Here is a 24,605-nt window from a genome sequence, read left to right as displayed (position 1 = left end):
AATTATGAACGCACTGCACTTCTCTTCGATCCGTCGTACTAAAATTGTCGCCACCCTGGGCCCCGCCAGCGACCGGGAAGGTGTCTTAGAAGCCATGTTAGCGGCGGGTGTTGATGTGGTGCGTTTAAATTTCTCGCATGGCACCGCGGATGATCATCGTCGACGCTTAATGCGCGTGCGCGAGATTGCTGCTCAGCTGGGCCGAAGTGTCGCAGCGCTGGGTGACCTTCAAGGCCCTAAAATTCGTATCGCGCGCTTCAAAGAGGGCGCTGTGGTTCTTCAAGAGGGCCAGCCGTTTATTCTCGATATGGCGCTTGATGGTGATGCGGGCGATGTGCACCAAGTGGGCTGCGACTACAAAACCTTGGCGCAAGATGTGACGGCCGGTGACCGCCTACTGCTAGATGATGGTCGTGTGGTACTGGATGTCACACGAGTAGATGGCCAACAGGTACACACCGACGTGGTGGTGGGCGGTAAGCTCTCCAACCATAAGGGTATTAACAAACAGGGCGGTGGGCTTTCTGCTCCCGCGTTGACCGAGAAAGATAAAATTGACCTAAAAACCGCTGTTGAGATTGGTGTCGACTACCTTGCTATCTCATTCCCTCGTCATGCGGAAGATATGTTAGAGGCGCGCCGTCTACTCGGTGAAGCAGGTAAAGATATTGGCTTAGTTGCCAAGGTGGAACGTGCTGAAGCCGTAGCGGATGAGACAACCCTTGACGGCATTATTGAAGCATCAGAAGCGGTCATGGTGGCGCGTGGTGATTTAGGGGTCGAGATTGGCGATGCCAAGTTGGTCGGCGTGCAGAAGCGCATGATCAAGCGCGCACGTTCGCTTAACCGCGCTGTGATTACCGCCACGCAAATGATGGAAAGCATGATTTCTGCGCCGCTGCCTACCCGTGCAGAGGTATTCGACGTTGCCAACGCGGTGCTGGATGGCAGTGATGCGGTAATGCTTTCCGCCGAAACGGCTGCAGGTGATTACCCACTGGAAACCGTTGAGGCGATGGCACGAGTATGCTTAGGCGCCGAGCGTGAGAAAACTGCCCAAGAGTCAGGACACCGTATTCATGAAGGTTTCTCACGGCCAGACGAAACCATTGCACTTTCGGCAATGTATGCTGCTAACCATATGAAAGGCGTGACTGCGATTGCCTGTATGACCTCTTCGGGTTATACGCCGCTAATTGCCTCGCGTATTCGTTCAGGCTTACCTATCGTAGGACTTGCCCACACCCCCATTGCTCAACGCCGTATGGCGCTTTATCGTGGTGTTGTATCACTGCCGTTTGATACCTCAGCAATGAGCGCCACAGAGTTGAATGACGAAGCACTGACGCTGTTGGTTAAGCAGGGTGTTGTTAAGCTTGGCGATCATGTGATACTGACTCGAGGTGATCATATGAACGCTCATGGCGGCACTAATACCATGAAGATCATGGCAATTACCGAACAGCATATTGAGCAAGCGCAGCGCTGATTGATGCGAATCCTGCTATTAACGTATTTACTGTTTGTTACTGCGCCTGTGTTTGCAGGCGCACCTATTATTGCAGCAGCTTCTAATCTGCAGTTTGCACTGGAAGAGGCTGCGCAACGCTTTACCCAGCAAACGGGCCATGCCCTGCGCCTCAATTTTGGTTCCTCCGGAAATTTTCGCCGCCAAATTGCTCAAGGGGCTCCCTTTGAGCTATTTCTCTCGGCGAACGAATCTTTTGTACAAGCGCTTTATCAACAAGGCCACGTCGATAACGAGGGCGTTATTTACGCTCGTGGTCGGCTAGCGTGGGCGCAGCCTAAAGGAAAGTACCCACCACCTGAGGCACACACGCCGCTTGCTGGTGTTTATGAAGCTATTGCCGCACTTGAGGAGGGGCAGCGTCAGCGTATCGCGATTGCCAGCCCTGAGCACGCGCCTTACGGAGTTGCTGCTCAAGAGGTATTGCTACAGGCTGGGCTGTGGGAAGCTAGCGAGCCATTGCGCATTCAAGGCGAAAATGTATCGCAAACGCTGCAGTTTGCTCTGTCGGATGATGCCCGGGGTGGGTTAGTAGCGTACTCATTAGTGCTGGCTCCAACCCTCAGCGAGCGAAGTGAGTTTGTATTGATTCCCGAAGCGTGGCACACACCGTTGCGTCAACGTATGGTACTTACACCTCAGGCAGGAGAGGTGGCTCAGGCTTTTTATGCATGGCTTCAGCAAGCAGACGCGCAGGCTATTTTCCAACAGTACGGTTTTAATACAGATTAATGGACTGGACAGCGCTCTCGGTATCGCTGCACTTAGCAGGCTTGACCTGTCTTTTTTTGCTGCCCGTTGGGGTGTGGCTAGGCCGTGCATTGGCTACCGCACATTTTCGCGGCAAAGGGCTATGCGAAGCGCTAGTGGCGTTACCGTTAGTGTTGCCACCCACCGTGCTTGGCTTTTACTTGCTACAACAATTTGGCCGTGACGCTCCCCTGGGAAGTGTTTGGGCTTTGTTAACAGGAGGCGGGCTCAACTTTACTTTTAGCGGTATCTTGCTCGCCTCACTAATCGCTAATTTACCTTTTGCAATTCAGCCTATTCAGCGTGCGTTTGAGAATGTGCCAACTAATCTGCGTGAAGCTGCCTGGTGCAGCGGGCTGAGCCCTTGGCAAACATTTTTGCGCATTGAACTACCGCTGGTATGGCCGGGCATTCTTTCCGCTCTCGCATTAACATTCGCCCATACGTTGGGAGAGTTTGGGGTGATTTTAATGGTCGGTGGTGCGATTGATGGGGAAACCCGCACGCTAGCGATTGCTATCTATGATCGGGTCCAGGCGTTCGATGAGCAGGGGGCCGCACGTATGTCAGCGCTGTTGTTATTGGTGTCGTTAACGACCCTAGGTCTGGTATACGGGCTTGCAGGCAAGCGCAGGTGGGGACGTGGCTAAAGTGAATACGGGCAGTGGGCTGGAGGTAATGGCTAAGCAGTGCGGTCCGATACCGCTGGATGCGACATTTAGCTGTCCTGCGGGCGAACTTCTAGCACTGGTAGGCCCGTCCGGCAGTGGCAAAACCACGTTACTGCGTACTATCGCTGGCCTGTATCAGCCAGAGCAGGGCCATGTGGCATGTTTGGGCAGCACTTGGTTAGCAACGGAGCGGCGCTACTCGCTTACCCCCCAGCAGCGAAAAATCGGCATCGTATTTCAAGATTATGCGCTGTTTCCCCATCTCAGTGCGCTAGCGAATGTCCAGCTTGCCCTGGGACATCTTCCTTATTCTGAACGTCCGCTCCGTGCGCAGCAGTGGCTTGCCAATGTGCGTTTGGAGGGGCTGGAAAAGCGCTTTCCTAACGAGCTTTCTGGCGGCCAGCGCCAACGAGTGGCGCTGGCACGCGCCTTAGCTCGTGAACCGCAGGTATTGTTGCTAGATGAACCCTTCTCAGCCGTTGATCAGGTGACCCGACGCCGATTGCAGCGAGAACTGGCGCTGTTGCGTCAGCAAATATCGATTCCCATTATCTTGGTTACCCACGATTTAGAAGAAGCCACTGCGCTAGCAGATCAAATCTGCGTGCTGCATAACGGCGTAAGTCTTCAGCAGGGGAGCCCGGAAGCACTATTTCGGCGGCCTGCTTCGCCGCTGGTGGCAAGGCTTTTAGATCGCCACAATATTTTTGAGGGTGAAGTAACCAGTGTTAATGGTCACAAACGGCTGCAGTGGGGGGATCGATACTTAGAGGTTGCCGCAGGCCTCTCTGGTCTGCCGCTGGGTGAGAGAGTGACGTGGTACTTACCGCCTTCCGATATTGTGTTGCATCGCCGTGGTCGGCCTTCACAGGGTGAGCGTGAAAACCCGGTGGCCGCTATTGTGCATGAAATGATCGTTCTCGGCGGTATCACCTCAATCTCGCTGCGCGTTTTGCATGGCGATATGCTACGTTTCGATATTGCCACCCATGCTGCTAGGCGCAACCAGCTAGCACTGGGGGAGCCGGTATATGTGTCGCTGCTTGCTGAAGGCATTCATATTATGTCAGGAAAACATGTGGCTATGTCGTCACGCCATATATCCTCAAATAACCTAGCTTCAAATAACCAGTCCGCTAATAACATGCCCTCTCACCATAAAAGGAACCTGCCATGACTGTTACTCGCCGTCAGCTACTGAAGACGTCTTTGGGAGTTTCACTAGCGGCGAGCTTACCGTTGCCGCTGTTGAGCGCTTGGGCTGATGAATCTCGCCAAGCCTCGACATTGCCATTAGCGGTTCACAGCCAGGAAGGCCCTCATCGATTAGACGTTGAAGTTGCCGAGACCGCCGCTCAGCGACAGCGCGGCTTAATGGAACGCGAGCACCTGCCGGAAGCGCGTGGCATGCTGTTCCGGTTCGAGAGCGAACAGCCCGCTGGCAACGCCTTTTGGATGTACCGCACGTTAATCCCCTTGGATATTGCTTTTATCAACGGCGAAGGGCGGATTGTGGCGATCAACACCATGCAACCCTGCGCGTCCGATAGCCCTCGTGAGTGCCCCGCATACCCCGCAGGTGCGTCTTATCATGCTGCGCTGGAAGTTAACGCAGGCTACTTCGCTGAGCGTGGTATCCAGGTGGGCGACTGTGTATCAGTCCCTGCTTTGGCTGGGTTTTGCCGCCCTGATGCATAGCACTTATAACAGGCACTTAGAAACAGTACGCCGACACCGGCGTACTACAATGGCTTTGCTGGACGACGCTTACCAACGTTGAGCACGATCAGAGCAATACCGGCTACCACAAGCCCCCCGCCTGCCAGCTTATGGATTCCTAAGCTGTCGCCCATCAATAGCACGCCCAAGCCAACAGCAAGTACCGGTACCAGTAAGGTCATTGGTACCACGCGATTCACAGGATGACGGCGTAGTAAGGCATACCAAATGCCATAAGCAACAATTGATGACATTACCGCGGTGTAAATCATCGCTCCCCATCCGCGCCAGCTTGCTTGCTGAATGGCCTGCCACTGGCCTGTTTCAAATAGCCAAGACCCTAACGCGACCTGAGGAACCGCAAACAGCGCTACCCAGCCTGCCAGTGCTAAGGGAGCGATAGGCGGACCGCGCTTAATCAACAGTTGGGAAACTGCCCAGCCAAACGCGCTTAACAAAAGAATCGTCAGCGGCAGTGGCGAGGGCAACGTTGGCCCGCCTGCGAGCACAATGATGCCCGCGAAAGAGAACAGCAGCCCCGCGATGCGCTTTGCTCCCAGTTTTTCTTTAAGAAATACCACTGCCAGTAGCGTGGCAAACGGCATACCCATCTGTACCAACAGTGCACCAGTGCCTGCTTCTGCTTGGCCTAAACCGATAAACAGCAGCGCAAAATGCAGGCTGCCAAACGTGAAAGAGAGTAAGAGCAAAAAAGGCAGCTGAGCGCGAGCGACAGGGTAGAAAGGCACCAATAGGACAGCGACCAGCGCAAAGCGCAGGGTAGTCATTAGTAGTGGCGGTAGCTCCGCCACCCCCACCTTTATGACAATAATATTCAGCGCCCAAATGGCGATGACAAATAGGCCTAACAACAGGTCGCGTAGTGGCACGGTGATATCCATGGCTAGATGAAAAAAGATGCTCATTATAGCAGCTCGGGTGACTGCAAAAATAATGCAAAACACTACGGTTCCACTGTGTTGTTGTAGTGCGTCATACCAAAGTTTAAAGTTTCTTTTTAACAATATTTAAAACTTTATAATCAATAATTTACTCCTTAATTGACGTTTTAATAACGTTATCATCCACTCATCGAAGACCAATAAATCAGCCTTTTCTTGCATATGTTTCGGTGATGCTCTAAAAAAATGTAACCGATTACATTTTTGGCGTCGGCACTTTTACAACGCATAACAAGCCAACAACAATGAGGTGGATATGGATACCCCGCTACGCCCAAAACGTTTGGGCACACAGGCTCTGCTGGCTGCTAGCGCAGTGACGCTGTCAGTGCTGAGTATGCCTGGCGTTGCTCAAGCTCAACAAAGCAGCACAGCAGAATTACCCATTGCTGTTCAAATGTATACGCTGCGTGATTTTGGCAATTTGGAGGAGCAGTTAGCCGCCGTAAATCGGGCGGGAATCTCTGCCATTGAGACGGTCGGAACCCAGGAAGTATCAGCCGAAGAACTCAACGCTTTGTTAGAAGAACACGCGCTTGAGGTGATCTCAAGTCATGTACAGCTAGACGATTTGCGCAATCGCTTAGATGAAACGGTGGAGTTTAATCAGGCGGTGGGTAATGACACCTTAACAGTGCCTTATCTAGCCGAGGATGCACGGCCTAGCGATGTCGAGGGCTGGCAGGCGCTGGGTGAAGAGTTAGGTGAGATTGCCGCTGAGCTCGATACCGAAGGTTTCCGGTTGGCGTACCACAACCATGATTTCGAGATGGAAGTGTATGACGGTAAAACCGCGTTAGAGCATCTGTTTGATGCGGCTGGATCTGATCTGCTGGCAGAGTTGGATATCGCCTGGGTGGCACGTGGCGGGTTTGACCCGGTTGAGTATGTCTCGCGCTTCGATGGGCAACTGTTTGCCGTTCACGCCAAAGATAATGCTCCAGAAGGCACCGCTGAAGAAGAGGGCGGTTTCGCGACACTCGGGGAAGGTGTACTGGATTGGGATGCCATCTTGCCCGCCACCGAGGCCGCTGATGTTGAGTGGTACATCATCGAACACGATATGCCACTCGACGCAGAAGCGGTGATTACCGAGGGCAACAGCTTCTTGCAGGAAAAACTGACAGCGCTTCGAGAAGAGTAATGCACGCCTAGGCCATCTCATTTAGGTGACGAACGCGAGGATACTTTATGAAGCGCTACCTTCTTGATCGGCGTAGCCTGCTGCGCCACAGCGTTACCGGTGCTATTGGTCTGGCGGCGCTACCTCAGCTTGGATCTCGAGCCCTAGCTGACGATGCGCCTGCTCAGCAGGCACTAAAAGGCAATATTCATCATTCGGTCGCCCGTTGGACATTTGATTTTCTGTCTCTGGAAGAGCTTTGCCAGCTTTCAACCGAGCTGGGCATTACGGCGATTGATTTGGTGGGGCCAGAAGAGTGGCCTGTGCTTCAGCGGTATGGACTCGACTCCTCCATGTGTAATGGCGCTGAGTTGAGTCTTGAAGATGGCTGGGGCGATACCCGCTTTCACTCAGCGCTGATTGAGCGATACCTTCAACATATCGATCTGGTCAGCCAAGCGGGTTACACCAATCTCATCTGTTTTAGCGGCAATGCCCGAGGTATGAACCCTGAACAGGGTTTGCAAAATGCCGAAACGGGACTAAAGCAGATTCTTGCCCAGGCAGAGGCAAAAGGCGTGGTGCTACAGATGGAGCTGTTCAACAGCAAAATCGACCACCCTGATTACCTTTGCGACAACTCTGCATGGGGGATCGAGCTTTGCCGTCGCCTCGATTCGCCCAACTTCAAACTGCTCTATGACATCTATCACATGCAGATTAGTGAAGGCGATGTTATTCGCACTATCCGTGAAAACCATCGCTTTTTCGGCCATTACCATACTGCTGGTGTGCCCGGGCGCCATGAAATAGACGACACCCAAGAACTTAACTACCCCGCAATTTGCCGCGCTATTCGAGATACCGGCTTTCAGGGCTATATCGCCCAAGAATTTCTCCCTGACCGTACTAGCCAACAGGCAAAAATAGAATCACTACAAGCGGCTATTCAGCGCTGCGATGTGTGATTCGGCGCGAACAACAACACAATAAGGAAAATGACCATGCCAGATAATCACTACGATGCCATCGTGGTTGGCTCAGGCATTAGCGGTGGCTGGGCCGCTAAAGAGCTCACTGAAAAAGGCTTGAAGGTTTTACTGCTTGAGCGTGGGCGCAATATTGAGCACGTGAAGGATTACCACAATGCCAATAAAGAGGCGTGGGATTATCCCCACCGCAATGAGCCGACCCAGGAGATGATCGCTAAACACCCCGTGCTCAAGCGCGACTACCCCCTTAATGAAGCCACCATGGGCATGTGGGCGGATGAGCAGGCCAATCCCTACGTAGAAGAGAAGCGCTTTGACTGGTTTCGCGGCTATCACGTAGGGGGGCGCTCATTGCTTTGGGGTCGGCAAAGCTATCGGCTCAGCCCCATGGACTTCGAGGCCAACCAGCGTGAAGGCATCGCCATCGACTGGCCGATTCGCTATGAAGATATCGCCCCGTGGTATGACTATGTAGAGCGCTTTGCCGGTATTGCAGGCACCCAGGAAGGGCTAGATATTCTTCCCGATGGTGAGTTTCTGCCGCCGATACCGCTTAACTGTGTGGAAAAAGATGCCGCCAAGCGTATTAATGAGGCCTTTGGTGGGCAGCGCCATCTTATCCACAGCCGGGTGGCCAATATTACCCAGCCAAAGCCGGAACAAAATCGCGTCAACTGCCAATACCGCAATAAGTGCTGGCTGGGTTGTCCTTTTGGCGCCTATTTCAGTACCCAATCAGCTACTTTGCCGGCTGCAGTGGCTACTGGCAACTTGACCCTGCGGCCATTCTCGATTGTCAGCCAGGTGCTGTATGACAAAGACCGCCAGCGGGCGCGGGGCGTTGAGGTGATTGACGCTGAGACCCATGAAGTCCATGAGTACACCGCTGATGTCATCTTCCTCAATGCGTCTACGTTCAACACTACCTGGATTTTGATGAACTCCGCTACCGATGTCTGGGAAGGGGGCTTGGGCAGTAGCAGTGGCGAACTGGGTCACAACGTGATGGATCACCACTTCCGCTGCGGTGCCAGTGGCGAAGTGGAAGGCTATCTCGACAAATACTACTTCGGACGTCGTCCTGCGGGCTTTTACATTCCGCGCTTTCGCAACGTAGGCGATGAGCAGCGAAGCTACGTGCGCGGGTTTGGTTATCAAGGAGCGGCGAGCCGCGAGGGCTGGGATCGCGAAATTGCTGAGCTCAATATCGGCACTGATTTAAAGCAAGCACTTAGCCAGCCAGGCGGTTGGACGATCGGTATGACAGGCTTCGGCGAAATGCTGCCCGATCACGATAACCGCATCTCCCTTGACCACAGCGTTCGCGATAAATGGGGGCTGCCGGTGCTATCGATCGACGTTGAACTCAAGCAAAACGAGCGCGATATGCGTCGGGACATGGTTCAAGATGCGGTCGATTTACTTGAGGCCGCGGGCGTGAAGAACGTCAAAGGCGAGGTAGGCGATTACGCGCCGGGCATGGGGATCCATGAAATGGGCACTGCACGTATGGGCCGTGACCCGAAAACGTCAGTGCTGAATAGCCATAACCAAGTATGGGATGCGCCCAACGTTTTCGTTACCGATGGCGCCTGCATGACGTCATCCTCTTGCGTGAACCCTTCTCTGACCTATATGGCGCTTACCGCTCGGGCGGTGGACTATGCCGTGGAAGAGCTCAAGCGGGGGAATTTGTCATGAATCGTCGCGAATTACTCAAAATGATCGCCCTGACGACCGGTACCGCGATGATTGGAGGTAAATCCCTATTTGCCTTTAGCGATGCTGGCCAGTCAAACCATCCCTTTAGCAGCCGCGATGTAGAGCGACTGGACGAACTTGCCGAAACCATTCTGCCCAGAACCGATACCCCAGGCGCCAAAGATGCTGGTGTCGGGGAGTTTATGGCCCTGTTCGTCAGCGACTGCTATACGCCCTCAGAAAGAGAGGTGTTTTATTTTGGTTTAGCCCAACTTGAAGCGCGCAGCCGGGCTGCTTATGGGCGCGATTTTATGGCGTTAAATGGCGAGCAGCGATTAGCGCTTATAACCGAGTTGGATCGCGAAGCGATGGCGCACGCCCAGCAACATGCTAGCAGAGAGCAGCCAACCCCTGCTGAAGCACTGACTGCAGAGACCCAGACCGCGCAAAATCAAACGGCGGAAACCCAGTCATCACAGGAGCACGCGAATAGCGATGAAGCGCTTCCACACTACTTCACCATGATGAAGCAGTTAACGCTGTTCGGCTTCTTCACCTCAGAAGTTGGCGCGACGGAAGTCTTGCGTTACGAAGCGGTGCCAGGCCGCTACGAGGGCTGCGCGCCATACAACGGCGAACCTGCATGGGCCACATAATGGAAAGGAAAGCATCTATGACGACTCAACACATACGTGGACTAAAGTTGCGTTCCTGTGCTCAGACACTTTGCCTATTGACCTGCGGCAGTCTGCTGGCATTCGACAGCGTGGCACAGGAAAGTGCCTCGAACGAGGCGCTGACACCCGAACAGCAATCCGCCAAAACTGAAGTCTGGGAGCCTGTGCCCCCTTCGGTTTCAGTGCCTGATACAGGCGTTCCCTCCGATGCCATCGTGCTATTCGATGGCACCGATTTAGGCGCGTGGGAAGCCGAAGAGGGCGGGCAGGCTGAATGGCACGTGGAAGACGGCGTGATGACGGTGAATCGCGGCGCGGGCGGTATACGCACACGTCAGGATTTCTGCGACGTGCAGCTCTACTTGGAGTGGCGATCACCGGCCGATATCGATGGCATGGATGGCCAAGATCGTGGCAATAGCGGCGTCTTCCTGCAGGAGCGTTATGAAGTTCAGGTGCTGGATTCCTACGATAACCCGACCTATCCCAACGGCCAGGCGGCTTCCATCTATAAACAGCATATCCCACTCGTCAATGCATCGCGCCAGCCCGGTGAGTGGCAGAGCTATAATATCCTCTACACTGCACCGCGTTTTGATGGTGAAGGCGCCCTTGAATCGCCTGCCTACATCACCGTGCTGCATAACGGTGTCGTGGTTCAGCACCATGCTGAAGTGCAAGGCACCACCGAGTGGATTGGCGAACCCAATTACGAAGAAGCCCACGGCTGCGCCCCCATTTACCTGCAAGATCACGATGCGGACGTCAGCTTTCGAAACGTCTGGGTAAGAGAGTTATAGCAAAACGCTTTTAAGTACCCAAAGCGAGCAAGCCCAGTCTTTTGATGCTAGACAGTATCGGGGGCTGGGTTTTTTTGCGTTATAGATGTTGTCACTAGGGCCTGTTGACGTTTCATCTCGGGTTAGTTTTTTGTACGTTGCTTTTCCATACAATACTATTAGGTAAAATTAATCACCCCCATTATTCAATAATTAGATGCGCGGTATAATTACTTTTATAAGCCAAGGGGGCGATTGTGCACCTAGTCTTATTCGACATAGATGGAACGCTAGTCCAGTCATACGATTTCGATACAGAATGCTTTCAAGCAGCAACCAAGGATATATTGGGTGTGACCGTTGGCCCTGATTGGAGCCGCTATAATCATGTAACTGATTCTGGGATTCTCGCTGAGGTGATTGAAGAACTGCATCTTCAAAGTGACAGCGAGAGAATCACGAAGGAGGTGAAGGCGCGGTTCGTAAGTCGAGTAGCGGATTACATCTCATTTCACGATGTACTCCCTATCTTTGGAGCTTATGAGTTTTTATCGCAGCTCGTTGCTCGTCAGGATGTCTCGGTAGCATTTGCTACTGGTGGCTGGAGTGAATCCGCGAGGATGAAACTTGAAGCTGCAGGTATCAAATTTTCGTCTATACCATTGGCTTCGTCTTCGGATCACTTTAGCAGGATAGAGATTATGCGATTTGCAGAAAGGCGTGCGGGGAACGGTCATTACGACTCTATAACCTATTTTGGAGACGGGCCTTGGGATCAGAAAGCATCTGAAACTCTGGGGTACAATTTCGTCTCAGTCGGAAATCGCATTTCTAGCCCTCAGTCGATTCGAGATTATAGTGAAGCTGATGTGGCCTTTAGGTACATTGGATTATAAACAGGCCAAGCAACCAATGCGCAATCTCCGCTTCACTACCGTTGTATCATCGGTAATGGCGTTACATCTAAAGTGAGAAACTTCAATGAAGCAATTTATAATCCTATTATTTAGCCTTCTGGGAGTTGCCATGGCGTTTGCTGAAAATCCACATAACTTTACGGACGTTGATTCGAAAGAGAAGGCAATAAGGCTAGTGGAAGAAGGTAGACTCGTGCCCATTCTATTGTTTCCCGCAGAGCTTGGTGGCCCAGAAGCTTCACAGAACACGGTTTATGTGCCACCTGAAACACGAGACATTCAAACACAAATTATTGGCACATTGATCAGGTTTGTTGAAGAGGGGCTCATAGACAACTTAAATGCCGAGCCTGAATATAAGGGGAATAGCTTTGTCCCATCCAGAATCCATATGCGTACAAGTCATTCCGGTAAGCCAGGGCAGTTCAACCCGACTATCGAAATATGGTAGAAGACGCGGCAAGCGCTGACTTACGTGCATTATGCGTTTGCTCTACAACCTTGTTACGTTTAACCGAAAAGGAGTTTTATGGACGGCTTTTTTGAAGATATAGGCAGGGGGTTTTTTAGGGGAATAGGTTACATACTGGCAGAGATATTCTTCAGAACAATTTGTTACTGGGTTGGCTGGCCAATCTGCAGGCTAGTTACTTTGGGAAAATATCCTTCGGCTTCTAAAGTGATATATCTCGATGATCACAGGAGTCGAGCCGACGGCACTTGGTGTGCAGTAGTGGGCTTGCTTGCGTTAATTGTGTTGGCGCTGTATCTGCTAGGACAGTTTTCGTACAAAGCTTAGTAAACCGGGCGCCGCCCACACACCCGGCTATTTTTTATGCTCTATACCCTTACAGTTCAGGCTTAGCCGTTACGTTTTTATCGTTTTTAAAGGTGAGGTAGAACAACACCAGCACCGCGATAGCAAATACGGCTGGGAACATCCAGATGCCTTGCCAGTCGTGCGCGCCGTTGGTGGAGAAGTGATCGGTAATCTGACCCGCGACCCAGAAGCCTATCAGCATGCCTACCCCGTAAGTGGCCAGTGTGATCATGCCCTGGGCAGAGCTTTTGAATTTCTCTCCCGCACGGGCATCGGTGTAGATTTGGCCGGTCACGAAGAAGAAGTCGTAGCACACGCCATGCAGTGCAATACCGATCAAGAGCATAAACACCATTTCATCGGCGTTACCGAACGCAAACAGCGCGTAGCGCAACGCCCAGGCGAGCATGCCGATTAGCAAGGTTTTCTTGATACCAAAGCGGTGAATAAAGACCGGTAGCAGCAGCATAAATAGCACTTCTGATACCTGACCCAGGGTCATTTTACCAGTTGGATTGGTCACGCCGATCTCGGCGAGGAAGGGGTTGGCGTTTTGGTAATAAAACGCCAGCGGAATACAAATCAGAATAGAGGCGATAAAGAAGATGGCGTAGTTGCGGTCTTTTAGCAGGGCCAGCGCATCTAGCCCTAGCACTTCTTTTAAGCCCACCGGGCCGTCTGCTTTAGGCGGCGTCGCGGGAAGGCTAAAGCTATACAGGCCAAGGGCTAAAGACGCGATGGCGCACATCAAGAAGGTGTTACGCAGCATACCGTCGGCGATGCCTTGCGAAGAGTCCCAGGCGAATAAGTAGCTGATCCCCAGACCGGCGATAATCCAGCCAATGGTTCCCCATACGCGGATTTTAGCGAACTCCTGGCCTGGGTCGCTCATTTGGCGGAAGGAGACTGAGTTAACCAGCGCCAGTGTTGGCATATAAATAATCATATACATCAACACCAACGGGTAAAACGTACTGAAGTCGCTGGCGACATACAGGCCGTACATTAACGCAGCGCCCGCCAAGTGCAGAACACCGAGAATGCGCTCGGCGTTGAAATAACGGTCAGCGATCAAGCCAATAATGAAAGGGGCAATAATCGCTCCCCAGGACTGGGTGGAGAATGCCATGCCAATCTGGCCACCGCTGGCGTTGAGGTTGTTGGCCAGGAAGGTGCCCAGGGTGACAAACCAGCCGCCCCAAATAAAGAACTGCAATAACATCATGATGCTGAGTCGTGTGCGTATCATAGCCATGACGTGATCCTTTGTTGTGGTTGTGTGTTGGTGATTGCTGTCTTGATTTAAAACCGTCAATTAGCGGTGTGAAGGAAGGCCAAGAATTCGGCGGTTGCGTGAAGGGCTGGCGGTGACACCGGCAAAATCATCAAAAGCGCGACCGGCGGGTTGAATCAGATGTGCCTCGATAAAGGGAGCGCCCTCTGCAGCACCCTGGGCGGCGTCTTTAATGCAGCACTCCCACTCAAGCACCGCCCAGCCATCAAATCCGTACTGCGTCAGGCGGCTAAAAATCCCGTTGAAATCAATCTGCCCATCGCCTAATGAACGGAAGCGGCCGGGTCGTTCTACCCAGCCTTGGTAACCGCCATAAACGCCGCTGCGGCCATTGGGGTTAAATTCAGCGTCTTTAACGTGAAACATGCCGATACGCTCGTGGTAGCGGTCGATAAACTCGAGATAATCCAACTGCTGCAGCAGTAAGTGGCTGGGGTCATAAAGAATTTTCGCCCGTGGATGGTTGTCCACTGCCGCCAGGAACCGCTCGAAGGACGCGCCGTCGTGAAGATCCTCGCCAGGGTGAATTTCAAAGCACAGGTCAACGCCTGCCTCGTCAAAGGCATCCAGAATTGGCCGCCACCGCCGGGCCAGCTCGTTAAAACCTTCTTCGACTAGCCCATCAGGACGTTGGGGCCAGGGGTAAACAAAGGGCCATAGCAGCGCCCCGGAGAACGTCGCGTGGGCCGTTAAGCCAAGCCGTTGGCTGGCTTTGGCAGCCAGTTTTAGCTGCTCAATGGCCCACTCGGTACGCTCTTGCGGCTTGCCGTGTAGCTCAACAGGCGCGAAATCATCGAATAAGTCGTCGCAAGCGGGATGCACGGCGACCAGTTGGCCCTGTAAGTGGGTAGAGAGTTCGCCGATCACAACGCCAGCCTTTTCACAGCGGGCGTTTAGCTCATCGCAGTAAGCTTGGCTTTCAGCGGCCTTGTGCAAGTCGATAAAACGACTATCTACAGTGGGTAGCTGAATGGCTTGATAGCCCTGTTCGGCTGCCCAGCGAGCGATTGCGTCGAGGCTATCGAAAGGCGCCTCGTCGCCGATAAACTGGGCCAGGAAAATGGCGGGCCCGCGGATGCCTTTGTGAGTGTTTGGCATGATTAGGCTCCTGGTAGCTGAGTAGCAGGCAGTGGCGTCCATTTTTGTTCGCTTTTGGCGCTGGTGGTGACGGCCTCGATAAACGCCATGCCACGTAGCCCGGAGGCCATGCCGGGAACGCCCTCAACGTCGCCTTGCTCGCCTTGATGAATGGCGTGGGCAAAGTCGCGGTAAAGGTTGCCGAGTGCTTCCAGATACCCCTCAGGGTGACCGCCGGGCAGGCGCAAGCGCTGCAGCGCGCTGGGGGAAAGGTCGGGTTGGTCGATGCCCGCACGGAGGGTGCGCATCGGTGCTTGAAGTGGGCGGTAGAGCAGGCTGTTGGGCTCCATTTGGTGCCACTCAAGCGCCCCTTTATCACCGTAAATACGAATTTTGAGCGCGTTTTCTTCCCCGCTGCAGACTTGGCTGGCGATGAGGGTGCCGCTGGCGCCTTGATCGGTGCGCAGCAGCACATCGCCGTCATCGTCCAGTTGGCGGCCATCGGCGTGGCTGGCAAGTGAGGCGCATAGCTGGCTAACACGATGCCCGGAAATAAACTCGGCGAGGCCGAAAGCGTGGGTGCCAATGTCGGCCATGCAGCCGCTGATACCTGCTAGGGAAGGGTCGGTGCGCCACGCGGCCTGCTTATTACCCTGCTGCTCTAAACACTCGCCTAGCCAGCCCTGGGGATACTCCACATGAATTTTGCGAATGCTACCTATTTGGCCCTCGCTCACCATTTCCCGGGCTTGCCATACCATGGGGTAGCCTAAGTAGGTATGCGCCAAGCCATACAGGCAGCCGCTGGCATGCCAGCTTTCTGCTAAGCGCTGGGCTTCTTGGAGCGATACTGCTGCCGGTTTTTCACAGAACACATGAAAGCCTGCCTGCATGGCCGCTTCCGCGATCGGTACGTGAAGATGGTTAGGCGTTACGATCACCAATAACTGCATGCGCTGTTCGGCGGGAAGTTGCTGCTCGCTTTCCAGTAATTGCTGCCAGTCAGCGTAAACACGTTCTTCGGGTAGGTGGCACGCTTCGCCGGTCATCTGGTTGTTATCCGCCGAGCGGCTAAAGGCACCACATACCAGCTCGCAGGTGTCGTCGAGGCGAGCAGCTAGGCGGTGAACTTGACCGATAAACGCCCCTTGTCCGCCGCCGATCATGCCTAAGCGGATGCGGGGTTGATTGGGTCGCGGCATAGAGAGGCTCCTGCTTTAATAAAGCTTTTGATTTTTCAGGTGGCGCTTGTTCAGGTGGCGCTTGTTCAGGTTGCGCTAGTGCAGTCGACAATGTAACCGGTTACATTTGATTTGAAGTTAGGGCTTCACGCCATAAGCGTCAATGCGACAAAGGTCTATCGGTGCTTGAGAAGGGGTGGAAAATAGCGCGCTGAGTTTAACGCTGGAATACGTTAAGCTGACCATGAATAATGCCGCGCAGCTATCTGCTTACGGCGATTACCTAGTGATAAGGGAGGCCATGACCAATATACGTAAGGTCGCCGAGTTGGCGGGGGTGTCGGTCGCGACCGTATCACGCGCGTTAAAGTCGCCAGATATCGTCTCGCCTACCACCCGAGAAAAAGTGCTGAAGGCCGTTGATCAAGCGGGCTACAAACCCAATTTGATGGCGGTTCAGTTTCGCTCACAGCGCACTTATAACTTGGTGGTTTTAGTACCCACTATCGCAAATACCTTCTTTGCGCGGGTAATCAGCGGCATTCAGGAAGCGGCCCAGGAACGCGGCTACGGCGTTCTGCTGTGTAATACACTCGGTAATGAGGCGATGGAAATCCAATACGCCAGTTTAGTCAGTACCCGCCAGGCAGATGGCGTGATTCAACTGCGTGCTTTTAACCCTTTTTCTGAAAAGGCGTTTCCCGCTGGTGCGGTATTGCCCATGATCAATGCCTGCGAGGTGCTGGACGATGCTCCCTGTCCCACCGTCAAACTCGATAACCGAGCGGCAGCCCGTGAGGCCACCGAGCACTTGATCTCCCTGGGGCATCGTCGAATCGGCATGATTAAAGGGCCTCGGCGCAGCCCCTTGACCCGTGACCGTCAACAAGGCTACCAGGATGCGTTGATCGCGGCGGGCATTCCGTTAGATGAGAGCCTACTTTGTCCTGGCGATTTCACGCCACTTTCTGGCTATCAGGCGGCTGAAACGCTTATTGCTTTAGCGGAGCGCCCCTCCGCCATTTTTTGTGAAAGCGATGAAATGGCCATAGGTGCTATAAGCCGTATCAAAGAAGCGGGCCTACAGATTCCAAAGGATATTTCGGTGACAGGTTTTGATGATATTGCGTTTGCTTCCTATAGCGATCCTCCCTTGACCACGATTGCCCAACCAGCGGAAGCGTTCGGACGTGAAGCAGTTGCAATGTTGATCGAGGTGCTGGAAGGGAGGCAGGTAGACAATTTAGTTTTGCCCTACACCCTGGTATCAAGGAAAAGTACGGCAGAATGCTTACCTTAGACATCTTTCTTTCGCGCCTTAAGTGCATACAATAAGTTAGGCTCTTTGATGGGCCTCATAATGGGTATAAACGCAGGCTCTAAAACACGCACACCATAAAAATAGTTAAAAAAGGATCGACAATAATGACGCTGACACGCTCTATGGCTCGTTTAACGGTAGGTTTAGCTGGTGCGGCCTTACTCTCGGCTTCTTTCTCTGCACAAGCACGTGAACTCTCTGTTTCCACTGTTTTATCTGATGCTTTCCCGTGGGGGCAAGCGGCGGAAAAGTGGGCGGAGTTGGTGGAAGAGCGCAGTGGTGGAGAACTAACGCTGCGGGTTTACCCGAACTCTCAGTTGGTTTCCGGTGACCAAACTCGTGAGTTTTCGGCCATGCGTTCGGGGCTAATTGATGCTGCGGTAGGCTCGACGATTAACTGGTCGCCTCAGGTTCCTGAACTGAATTTATTCTCTTTACCATTCTTTATTCCCGATGAGGCTGCTGTGGATGCGGTTACTGGCGGCGAAGCCGGTGAGCTGGTCTTTGCAGCGATTGAGTCTCGCGGTGTTATGCCGCTGGCCTGGGGCGAAAATGGCTTCCGCCAAGTGTCAAACTCCCGTGGGCCGATTAGCCAGCCAGAGGATTTGGATGGTCTGAAAATCCGCGTGGTTGGCTCACCGCTGTTCCAGGATACCTTCTCTGCCCTTAACGCAGATCCGACGCAAATGAGTTGGACAGATGCTCAGCCAGCGTTAACCACTGGCGCGGTTGACGGGCAGGAAAATCCGCTTTCAGTATTTGATGTCGCGCGTATTGATCAGGTGGGCCAGGAGCACTTAACGCTCTGGAACTACATGAATGACCCGCTAATTTTTGCGGTTAACCAGCAGGTATGGCAATCGCTTGATGAAGAACAGCAAGTGCTGTTGCGTGAAACTGCCATTGAAGCGGGGGAGTGGGAAATCGCTATGACGCGTGAGGAAGAAAGCGAGCGTCTGGCGGCTATTCAAGAGCGTGGTGTTACGGTTACTGAGTTAACCGATGAACAGTACCAAGCCTTTGTTGAAGCCACGCAGTCCGTTTACGAAAAATGGGCGCCGCGCATTGGTGAAGACGTGGTTAACGCGGCTCGGTCGGCTATCGACGCACGTTAATGACTCCTTTGGTGTTATAACTGCCGGCCTACAGGGCCGGTAGTTTTTTCTGTTATGAGGCTGCCATGAAAGGCTTTCCCGATGCACGCCCTGAACGCTGGTTGGGCGCGCTGTCACTTATTATTATTTCGTTGATTAGTCTGGGAAATGTGGTCACACGTTACCTGACTGGCGGCTCATTCTCGTTTACCGAAGAATTTTCCGTATTTTTACTGGTGGTGCTTACTTTCGCAGGGGCATCGGTGGCGCTTAGGCGAAACCGCCATATTCGTATTGGTTTTTTAGAACGGGCGTTACCAGGGCGCTGGCGCAGCGCCCTTATTCTATTTCAAGCTTTGTGCGGGTTAGTCGTTCTGGGCTTGATCACTTGGTATGGTGGAAAGCTAGCCTGGCAAGAGTACCAATGGGAATCGCTATCGCCGGGGTTAGGGCTGCCCCAGTGGTGGTACTTAGTGTGGCTTCCGATATTATCCTTTGCCATGGTATGGCGTCTCGTTCAGCAAACCCGAGATCGATTAAACGGAGGGCTGGATAATGACGCCTGATATTTGGATGATTCTTGCCTTTGCCGGATTTTTGATAGCGGGTGTGCCCGTGGCATTTTCGCTCGCGCTAGCTGGCTCGGTGGGTATTGTGGCTGGGCTTTCGCCAGATATGTTGGCAACGCTGGGTACCAATACCTATAACAGCATTGCCAAGTATCCTTTAATCGCGATACCGCTATTCATACTGACAGGGCTGATTTTTGAGCGCTCTGGTGTGGCGTTACGCTTGGTGCGCTTTGCTCAGGCACTTATTGGGCCTCGTCATGGCGGCCTGGCGTTGGTCGCGGTGCTGGTGTGCATGATTATGGGTGGCATGAGTGGCTCGGGCCCGGCGGATGCGGCGGCAGTGGCCATGGTAATGCTGCCAAGCATGACAAAAGCGGGCTATCCAAAGCCATTTTCCGCAACCCTTATTGCAGCATCGGCATCCACCGCTATCTTAATCCCTCCTTCCGTGGCGCTAATTCTTTACTCGATTGTTGTGCCCGGTGTTGATCTGCGCGCGCTATTTGCCGCAGGACTTTTTCCCGGCATTTTGGCAGGGCTAGCGCTGCTGGTGCCTGCGATGATCGTTGCTAAGCGTTACGGCTGGGAAGGAGCACCGGCAGCAGGCGCTGAAACCCTGACCGTGCGTACGACGTTTAGGCAGGCGTTGCCTGCTTTATTTGCTCCAGTGCTCATTTTAGGGGGGCTGCGCTCAGGCTTATTTACCCCGACAGAAGCCGCCGTCGTAGCGGTTGCCTATGGCACCATTGTGGGGCTGTTTTTGACGAAAGAGCTTTCGTTACGTGACTTATGGGAATTGCTAGGAGAGGCTGCGATTATTTCTGGAGTGGTGATGTTGATTATCGCTCTAGCGGGTATTTTTGCTTGGGCCGGAACAATGCTGGGGACTTTCCGCCATTTGGCAGAGTGGATTATTGGCTTAACAGACAACGGTATTTTGCTGTTGGTGCTGGTCATGCTAGCGGTATTGGTCGCTGGTATGCTGCTTGACGCTATTTCTATCTATCTCATCATGATGCCGGTGCTGATACCCGTTATGCAGCACTTTGAATGGAACCCCGTTTGGTTCGGCATTCTGCTAGCCATGAACATTGCTATTGGTCAATTTACCCCGCCGGTTGCGGTGAATTTAATGGTAACCACAGAGGTTGCCAAAATCCGTTTGGAAGAGACTTTGGGGTGGGCGTTGCTATTTGTTGTGGCGATGGGATGTGCGCTTGCTCTTGTGGCCATTTTTCCAAGTATTGCGCTGTGGTTGCCATCTGTACTTGGTTATAACGTCTAACACACCTATGCCTGACGTCATTCGTCATAAGATGTTCAATCCGCTATACGCTATGCGAATACGGCATGGCTATTAACGGTAACTAAACGTAATTCATCGGTAATCTAAGTTTGTTGTCTGAGCTGCTTGTGGTAGGCAATGTCGTCTATAGTCAGTGCATTGCCTCTAAGCATTAAGTTTATCTGTTAAACAGTAGGACTTAATTGCAAGCACTGGGATGTGTATGGGCGTTATATCGGTAATGACTTGCCGTGTATTTCGCCAAGTATGTTTTTTTTCGCTAAAGTAGTAAGGGTCGGCTGTATTAGTCGGCGTTGATAACAGATTGTCTTGAAAACGTTTTGGCAGAAAAACACCTGAGGGAACCGTTCAGCAGGTGGAGTTAAAGCGTATAACGCTCACAACATCAAGATAAAGAGGTGTGTCCATGAAACGCCATGTATTTTCCACTGCCGCCTTCTCTGGCGCGCTGATTGCGGCCGCTACGTTTGCATCACCGGCGGTTGCACAGGAACGCTTCATCACTATCGGTACCGGTGGCCAAACAGGTGTGTACTACGTAGTTGGTCAGTCGATTTGTCGATTGGTGAACCGTTTGGAAGACGCAGATATCAAATGTAATGCACCTTCCACTGGTGGCTCCGTGGCCAACATCAACGGTATCAAGTCCGGCGAATTGGACATGGGTGTCGCTCAGTCGGATGTTCAGTATCAAGCTTACAATGGTACTGGGAATTTTGAAGGTGAGGCCTATGAAGACCTGCGCGCGGTGTTCCGCGTTCACGGTGAGCCGCTGACTATCCTGGCTCGCGCTGATGCTGACATTAATTCCCTTGATGACTTGGAAGGTAAGCGCGTCAATATCGGCAACCCAGGCTCTGGGCAGCGCAACACCATGGAAGTGGTGATGGGCGCCAAAGGCTGGACCGAGGACTCTTTCTCGTTAGCGTCTCAACTCGATGCCGCCGAAATGGCTGCCGCGCTTGCTGACAACAACATCGACGCGATGGCCTATGTCGTGGGTCACCCCAATGGAGCCATCCAGGAAGCGACCACCACCGTTGATTCGCGTCTGGTGCCTCTCAACGATGAGACAGTTCAGGGCATTGTTGACGAGTTCCCGTACTACTCCATGTCGGTCATTCCAGGTGGATTGTACAAAGGTAATGACGAAGACGTCGAAACTTTCGGCGTCGCAGCAACCTTCGTGACCACTGCGGAAACCGACGAAGACATCATCTACCAGACCGTTAAGGCGGTATTCGATAACTTCGATCGCTTTAAGCGCCTGCACCCGGCCTTCGAGAACCTCGATCCCCAAGACATGGTGACCTCTGGTCTATCGGCGCCACTGCATGAAGGTGCCGCTCGTTACTACCGAGAGCAGGGCTGGATCGAGTAAGTTGGCCAAGCTGAGGTGATTTCGCCTCGATGAGGGAATGCGCGGCCACTTAGAGTGGCCGCGCATTCTGTTTGAGATGCTGTATGGCGTAATGCCAATGGAATCTTTCGTCACTACATACCAGGCAGGGTTAGCTTATGACTGAGGACAAGAACAGGAGCGCGGAATCCGCGGTTGACCTCGAGGATATGGTGGCTTCGAGTGATACTGGGGCTCGCAAGCCAGCGGGCACGCCGGGAAAACTATTGGTTAGCATCGCCGCGGCATGGTCGCTGTTCCAATTGTGGGTCGCCTCCCCATTGCCTTTCGTGGTCGGCTTCGGTGTCTTCAATGCCACCGAGGCTCGTTCCATTCACTTGGCATTCGCGCTATTTTTAGCCTATATGGCCTATCCGGCGCTAAAGCGCTCACCGCGCGACCGCATTCCCATTCAGGATTGGGTATTGGCCTCGGCGGCGGCCTTCTGTGGTGCCTATATGTTCATGTTTTATGAACAGTTGTCGCAACGACCGGGGGCACCGATTCTACAGGATGTGATCATTGGGGTGGCGGGGCTCCTGTTGCTGCTTGAGGCAACACGTCGAGCGCTTGGGCCACCGCTGATGATCATTGCCACGATCTTCATTATCTATTCCCTTGCCGGGCCCTACATGCCAGGCATTCTTTCCCACCGGGGTGTAAGTCTCTTCGGTCTGGTCAACCACCAGTGGCTGACTACCCAGGGGGTATTCGGTATCGCCCTTGGGGTATCGACTAGTTTCGTATTCCTATTTGTGCTGTTCGGAGCCTTACTCGATAAGGCGGGTGCCGGCAACTATTTCATCAAAGTGGCGTTCTCGTTGCTGGGTCACTACAAGGGTGGGCCGGCCAAGGCTGCGGTAGTGGCATCGGGCATGACTGGTCTGATCTCGGGCTCCTCGATCGCCAACGTGGTAACTACGGGTACCTTCACCGTACCGATGATGAAACGCGTCGGTTTTTCCGCCGAAAAGGCGGGTGCTGTCGAAGTCGCCTCCTCTGTTAACGGGCAGATCATGCCGCCCGTGATGGGCGCTGCGGCCTTCCTGATGGTCGAATATGTCGGTATCTCCTATGTGGAGGTCATCAAGCATGCGTTCCTACCTGCACTAATTTCCTACATCGCCTTAATCTATATCGTCCATCTCGAGGCCATGAAGGCTAACCTGCAGGGCCTGCCGACCAGCAATCCTCCCAAGCCGCTGGTGCGCAAGGTGATCGGCTTTTTGGGCGGTTTATTGTTGATGATGGTAACGGCGCTGGTGGTCTATTATGGCTTGGGGTGGTTAAAACCCGTTCTGGGCTCCGCTACGCCTTGGGCGGTGAGTGTGGGCCTGGTGGTGATCTACATCGCACTGCTTAAGGTGGCTGCAGGCTATCCGGAGCTCGAACTCGATGATCCGAATGAGCCGATCTACAAGCTGCCCCAGACTCGGCCGACAGTGATGGTTGGGCTGCAGTTCATTCTGCCAGTGATCGTATTGGTGTGGTGCCTGATGGTGGAGCGCTTGTCACCTGGGCTGTCGGCATTCTGGGCCACGGTGCTCATGGTGTTCATCATTCTGACCCAGCGGCCCATCACGGCAATCTTTCGCGGGCAGAGTGAGATGGCCGAGGATATTCGGGCGGGTGTCCTGGATCTGTGGAGTGGTCTGGTGACTGGTGCCCGCAACATGATCGGCATCGGCATCGCCACCGCGACAGCCGGCATCATCGTTGGCGCGGTTTCCCAGACCGGCGTGGGCTTGGTGCTGGCCGATGTGGTGGAAATCCTCTCTATGGGGAACCTGATGCTGATCCTGCTGCTCACCGCGGTGCTCAGTCTGATCCTCGGCATGGGGCTGCCCACCACCGCCAACTACATTGTGGTGTCGGCTCTTCTCGCCCCGGTGATCGTGCAGCTCGGTGAGCAGAACGGTTTGCTGGTGCCGTTGATCGCCGTTCACCTGTTCGTGTTCTATTTCGGCATTATGGCCGATGTGACACCCCCGGTGGGGCTCGCCTCCTTCGCGGCAGCGGCGGTCTCAGGGGGAGACCCGATACGGACCGGTTTCCAGGCCTTCTATTACAGCTTGCGGACCGCGGCGTTACCGTTTCTGTTCATCTTCAACACTGACCTGCTGCTGATCGACGTGAGCTTCCTGCAGGGTGTCGTTATCTTCATCATATCGACGATCGCGATGCTGATCTTTGCTGCCGGCTCCCAGGGCTTCATGATCGTGCGTAACCGCTGGTACGAATCGATCCTCATGCTGCTGGTCGCCTTCACGTTGTTCCGCCCGGGGTTCTGGATGGACATGATCCATGACCCCTATGAATCGGTGCCGCCGTCACAATTCGTCCAAACGCTGGGTGATGTCGACGAGGAGAGCACGCTACGGCTGCAGATCCGCGGTGAAGATGACTTTGGTGACCCGCTTACCACCTACATGATTCTGCCCGTACCTGAAGGGCAGACGGGTCAGGAGCGCCTGGAGAACTTGGGGCTTGAGCTACTGATCGAGGATGAGCGGGCCGTGGTCGATATGGTGGCCTTCGGCAGCACAGCGGCCGATCTTGGCCTGGATTTCGACCAGGAAATCATCGAGGTGCTGGCACCTGTGGATCGTTGGATCAAGGAGTTGATGTGGATTCCGGCGTTCCTGGTGTTCGGTTTGATCGTGGTTATGCAGCGTCGTCGTCGTAATAATACGTCAGCCACGGCTGCTGCATAAAGGAGGAT

General features: G+C 53.5%; 22 protein-coding genes. 18 read left to right on the top strand and 4 right to left on the bottom strand.

The features are described from left to right. The first annotated feature begins 4 nt into the window (after positions 1-4). From pyk to INT19_RS18580, 5 genes are read left to right on the top strand one after another with little or no spacing between them, the layout of a single operon-like run. The gene (pyk, locus tag INT19_RS18600) at positions 5-1,489 is read left to right on the top strand and encodes a pyruvate kinase (RefSeq protein ID WP_193061823.1); all 1,485 of its coding nucleotides are present in this window, start codon (positions 5-7) and stop codon (positions 1,487-1,489) included. 3 nt (positions 1,490-1,492) lie between these two features. Then, complete coding sequence (modA, locus tag INT19_RS18595; RefSeq protein ID WP_125751145.1) at positions 1,493-2,260, top strand: molybdate ABC transporter substrate-binding protein; 768 nt, start codon at positions 1,493-1,495, stop codon at positions 2,258-2,260. Beyond that, the gene (modB, locus tag INT19_RS18590) at positions 2,260-2,928 is read left to right on the top strand and encodes a molybdate ABC transporter permease subunit (RefSeq protein WP_193061822.1); all 669 of its coding nucleotides are present in this window, start codon (positions 2,260-2,262) and stop codon (positions 2,926-2,928) included. Before modA ends, modB begins: the two co-directional genes overlap by 1 nt. Then, positions 2,921-4,126 (top strand): ABC transporter ATP-binding protein, encoded by a 1,206-nt coding sequence (locus INT19_RS18585; protein ID WP_268763025.1) that lies wholly within the window; start codon positions 2,921-2,923, stop codon positions 4,124-4,126. Before modB ends, INT19_RS18585 begins: the two co-directional genes overlap by 8 nt. Further along, the gene (locus INT19_RS18580) at positions 4,123-4,647 is read left to right on the top strand and encodes a DUF192 domain-containing protein (protein WP_125751138.1); all 525 of its coding nucleotides are present in this window, start codon (positions 4,123-4,125) and stop codon (positions 4,645-4,647) included. Before INT19_RS18585 ends, INT19_RS18580 begins: the two co-directional genes overlap by 4 nt. A gap of 44 nt (positions 4,648-4,691) precedes the next feature. Here the strand turns inward: INT19_RS18580 and INT19_RS18575 are convergent, their stop codons facing one another. After that, positions 4,692-5,558: a DMT family transporter gene (locus INT19_RS18575; RefSeq protein ID WP_193061865.1), complete on the bottom strand. Its 867-nt coding sequence runs from the start codon at positions 5,556-5,558 to the stop codon at positions 4,692-4,694. A 328-nt stretch (positions 5,559-5,886) separates the two neighbouring features. Between INT19_RS18575 and INT19_RS18570 the strand changes: the two genes are divergently transcribed. From INT19_RS18570 to INT19_RS18540, 7 genes are all read left to right on the top strand, one after another. Next, positions 5,887-6,774 carry a sugar phosphate isomerase/epimerase family protein gene (locus INT19_RS18570; RefSeq protein WP_193061821.1) on the top strand — a complete coding sequence of 296 codons (888 nt, stop codon included), beginning with the start codon at positions 5,887-5,889 and terminating at the stop codon, positions 6,772-6,774. A 47-nt stretch (positions 6,775-6,821) separates the two neighbouring features. Next, positions 6,822-7,721: a hydroxypyruvate isomerase family protein gene (locus INT19_RS18565; RefSeq protein ID WP_193061820.1), complete on the top strand. Its 900-nt coding sequence runs from the start codon at positions 6,822-6,824 to the stop codon at positions 7,719-7,721. 36 nt (positions 7,722-7,757) lie between these two features. Beyond that, positions 7,758-9,446 carry a GMC oxidoreductase gene (locus tag INT19_RS18560; protein WP_193061819.1) on the top strand — a complete coding sequence of 563 codons (1,689 nt, stop codon included), beginning with the start codon at positions 7,758-7,760 and terminating at the stop codon, positions 9,444-9,446. Beyond that, positions 9,443-10,102 (top strand): gluconate 2-dehydrogenase subunit 3 family protein, encoded by a 660-nt coding sequence (locus tag INT19_RS18555; protein WP_193061818.1) that lies wholly within the window; start codon positions 9,443-9,445, stop codon positions 10,100-10,102. Before INT19_RS18560 ends, INT19_RS18555 begins: the two co-directional genes overlap by 4 nt. Before the next feature lie 17 nt (positions 10,103-10,119). Beyond that, complete coding sequence (locus INT19_RS18550; protein ID WP_193061817.1) at positions 10,120-10,923, top strand: 3-keto-disaccharide hydrolase; 804 nt, start codon at positions 10,120-10,122, stop codon at positions 10,921-10,923. Between the two features lie 236 nt (positions 10,924-11,159). After that, positions 11,160-11,798: an HAD family hydrolase gene (locus INT19_RS18545; RefSeq protein ID WP_193061816.1), complete on the top strand. Its 639-nt coding sequence runs from the start codon at positions 11,160-11,162 to the stop codon at positions 11,796-11,798. A 130-nt stretch (positions 11,799-11,928) separates the two neighbouring features. Further along, positions 11,929-12,270 carry a hypothetical protein gene (locus INT19_RS18540; RefSeq protein ID WP_193061815.1) on the top strand — a complete coding sequence of 114 codons (342 nt, stop codon included), beginning with the start codon at positions 11,929-11,931 and terminating at the stop codon, positions 12,268-12,270. Positions 12,271-12,667: 397 nt separating this feature from the next. Here INT19_RS18540 and INT19_RS18535 read toward each other — a convergent pair whose 3' ends face one another. From INT19_RS18535 to INT19_RS18525, 3 genes are read right to left on the bottom strand one after another with little or no spacing between them, the layout of a single operon-like run. After that, positions 12,668-13,894, bottom strand: a complete 1,227-nt coding sequence (locus INT19_RS18535; RefSeq protein ID WP_193061814.1) for a nucleoside permease — start codon at positions 13,892-13,894, stop codon at positions 12,668-12,670. 60 nt (positions 13,895-13,954) lie between these two features. Beyond that, positions 13,955-15,031 carry a sugar phosphate isomerase/epimerase family protein gene (locus INT19_RS18530; protein ID WP_193061813.1) on the bottom strand — a complete coding sequence of 359 codons (1,077 nt, stop codon included), beginning with the start codon at positions 15,029-15,031 and terminating at the stop codon, positions 13,955-13,957. Between the two features lie 2 nt (positions 15,032-15,033). Further along, a complete protein-coding gene (locus INT19_RS18525; RefSeq protein ID WP_193061812.1) occupies positions 15,034-16,212 on the bottom strand; it encodes a Gfo/Idh/MocA family protein in 1,179 nt (392 codons plus the stop codon). A 175-nt stretch (positions 16,213-16,387) separates the two neighbouring features. On the opposite strand from INT19_RS18525, the gene INT19_RS18520 reads away from it, so the two are divergent. From INT19_RS18520 to INT19_RS18495, 6 genes are all read left to right on the top strand, one after another. Next, complete coding sequence (locus tag INT19_RS18520; protein ID WP_319022207.1) at positions 16,388-17,491, top strand: LacI family DNA-binding transcriptional regulator; 1,104 nt, start codon at positions 16,388-16,390, stop codon at positions 17,489-17,491. A 125-nt stretch (positions 17,492-17,616) separates the two neighbouring features. Next, a complete protein-coding gene (locus tag INT19_RS18515; protein WP_038477858.1) occupies positions 17,617-18,627 on the top strand; it encodes a DctP family TRAP transporter solute-binding subunit in 1,011 nt (336 codons plus the stop codon). A gap of 65 nt (positions 18,628-18,692) precedes the next feature. Further along, on the top strand, positions 18,693-19,172 hold the full coding sequence (locus INT19_RS18510; RefSeq protein ID WP_089039705.1) for a TRAP transporter small permease: 480 nt from the start codon (positions 18,693-18,695) through the stop codon (positions 19,170-19,172). Continuing rightward, positions 19,162-20,463 (top strand): TRAP transporter large permease, encoded by a 1,302-nt coding sequence (locus tag INT19_RS18505; RefSeq protein WP_193061811.1) that lies wholly within the window; start codon positions 19,162-19,164, stop codon positions 20,461-20,463. The genes INT19_RS18510 and INT19_RS18505 overlap by 11 nt, the downstream gene beginning before the upstream one ends. Positions 20,464-20,890: 427 nt before the next feature. Further along, positions 20,891-21,865 carry a TAXI family TRAP transporter solute-binding subunit gene (locus INT19_RS18500; RefSeq protein WP_089039703.1) on the top strand — a complete coding sequence of 325 codons (975 nt, stop codon included), beginning with the start codon at positions 20,891-20,893 and terminating at the stop codon, positions 21,863-21,865. Positions 21,866-22,002: 137 nt separating this feature from the next. Further along, complete coding sequence (locus tag INT19_RS18495; protein ID WP_193061810.1) at positions 22,003-24,597, top strand: TRAP transporter permease; 2,595 nt, start codon at positions 22,003-22,005, stop codon at positions 24,595-24,597. Positions 24,598-24,605 lie beyond the last annotated feature (8 nt).

The sequence above is a fragment of the Halomonas sp. 3A7M genome (assembly GCF_014897875.1).
GTDB lineage: Bacteria > Pseudomonadota > Gammaproteobacteria > Pseudomonadales > Halomonadaceae > Vreelandella.
This window is presented reverse-complemented; position numbering and strand designations above follow the sequence as displayed.

Coding starts and splice junctions, on each gene's coding strand:
- pyk (WP_193061823.1), top strand. CDS start 5: ATGAACGCACTGCACTTCTCTTCGATCCGTCGTACTAAAATTGTCGCC.
- modA (WP_125751145.1), top strand. CDS start 1,493: ATGCGAATCCTGCTATTAACGTATTTACTGTTTGTTACTGCGCCTGTG.
- modB (WP_193061822.1), top strand. CDS start 2,260: ATGGACTGGACAGCGCTCTCGGTATCGCTGCACTTAGCAGGCTTGACC.
- INT19_RS18580 (WP_125751138.1), top strand. CDS start 4,123: ATGACTGTTACTCGCCGTCAGCTACTGAAGACGTCTTTGGGAGTTTCA.
- INT19_RS18570 (WP_193061821.1), top strand. CDS start 5,887: ATGGATACCCCGCTACGCCCAAAACGTTTGGGCACACAGGCTCTGCTG.
- INT19_RS18565 (WP_193061820.1), top strand. CDS start 6,822: ATGAAGCGCTACCTTCTTGATCGGCGTAGCCTGCTGCGCCACAGCGTT.
- INT19_RS18560 (WP_193061819.1), top strand. CDS start 7,758: ATGCCAGATAATCACTACGATGCCATCGTGGTTGGCTCAGGCATTAGC.
- INT19_RS18555 (WP_193061818.1), top strand. CDS start 9,443: ATGAATCGTCGCGAATTACTCAAAATGATCGCCCTGACGACCGGTACC.
- INT19_RS18550 (WP_193061817.1), top strand. CDS start 10,120: ATGACGACTCAACACATACGTGGACTAAAGTTGCGTTCCTGTGCTCAG.
- INT19_RS18540 (WP_193061815.1), top strand. CDS start 11,929: ATGGCGTTTGCTGAAAATCCACATAACTTTACGGACGTTGATTCGAAA.
- INT19_RS18535 (WP_193061814.1), bottom strand. CDS start 13,894: ATGGCTATGATACGCACACGACTCAGCATCATGATGTTATTGCAGTTC.
- INT19_RS18530 (WP_193061813.1), bottom strand. CDS start 15,031: ATGCCAAACACTCACAAAGGCATCCGCGGGCCCGCCATTTTCCTGGCC.
- INT19_RS18525 (WP_193061812.1), bottom strand. CDS start 16,212: ATGCCGCGACCCAATCAACCCCGCATCCGCTTAGGCATGATCGGCGGC.
- INT19_RS18515 (WP_038477858.1), top strand. CDS start 17,617: ATGACGCTGACACGCTCTATGGCTCGTTTAACGGTAGGTTTAGCTGGT.
- INT19_RS18510 (WP_089039705.1), top strand. CDS start 18,693: ATGAAAGGCTTTCCCGATGCACGCCCTGAACGCTGGTTGGGCGCGCTG.
- INT19_RS18505 (WP_193061811.1), top strand. CDS start 19,162: ATGACGCCTGATATTTGGATGATTCTTGCCTTTGCCGGATTTTTGATA.
- INT19_RS18500 (WP_089039703.1), top strand. CDS start 20,891: ATGAAACGCCATGTATTTTCCACTGCCGCCTTCTCTGGCGCGCTGATT.
- INT19_RS18495 (WP_193061810.1), top strand. CDS start 22,003: ATGACTGAGGACAAGAACAGGAGCGCGGAATCCGCGGTTGACCTCGAG.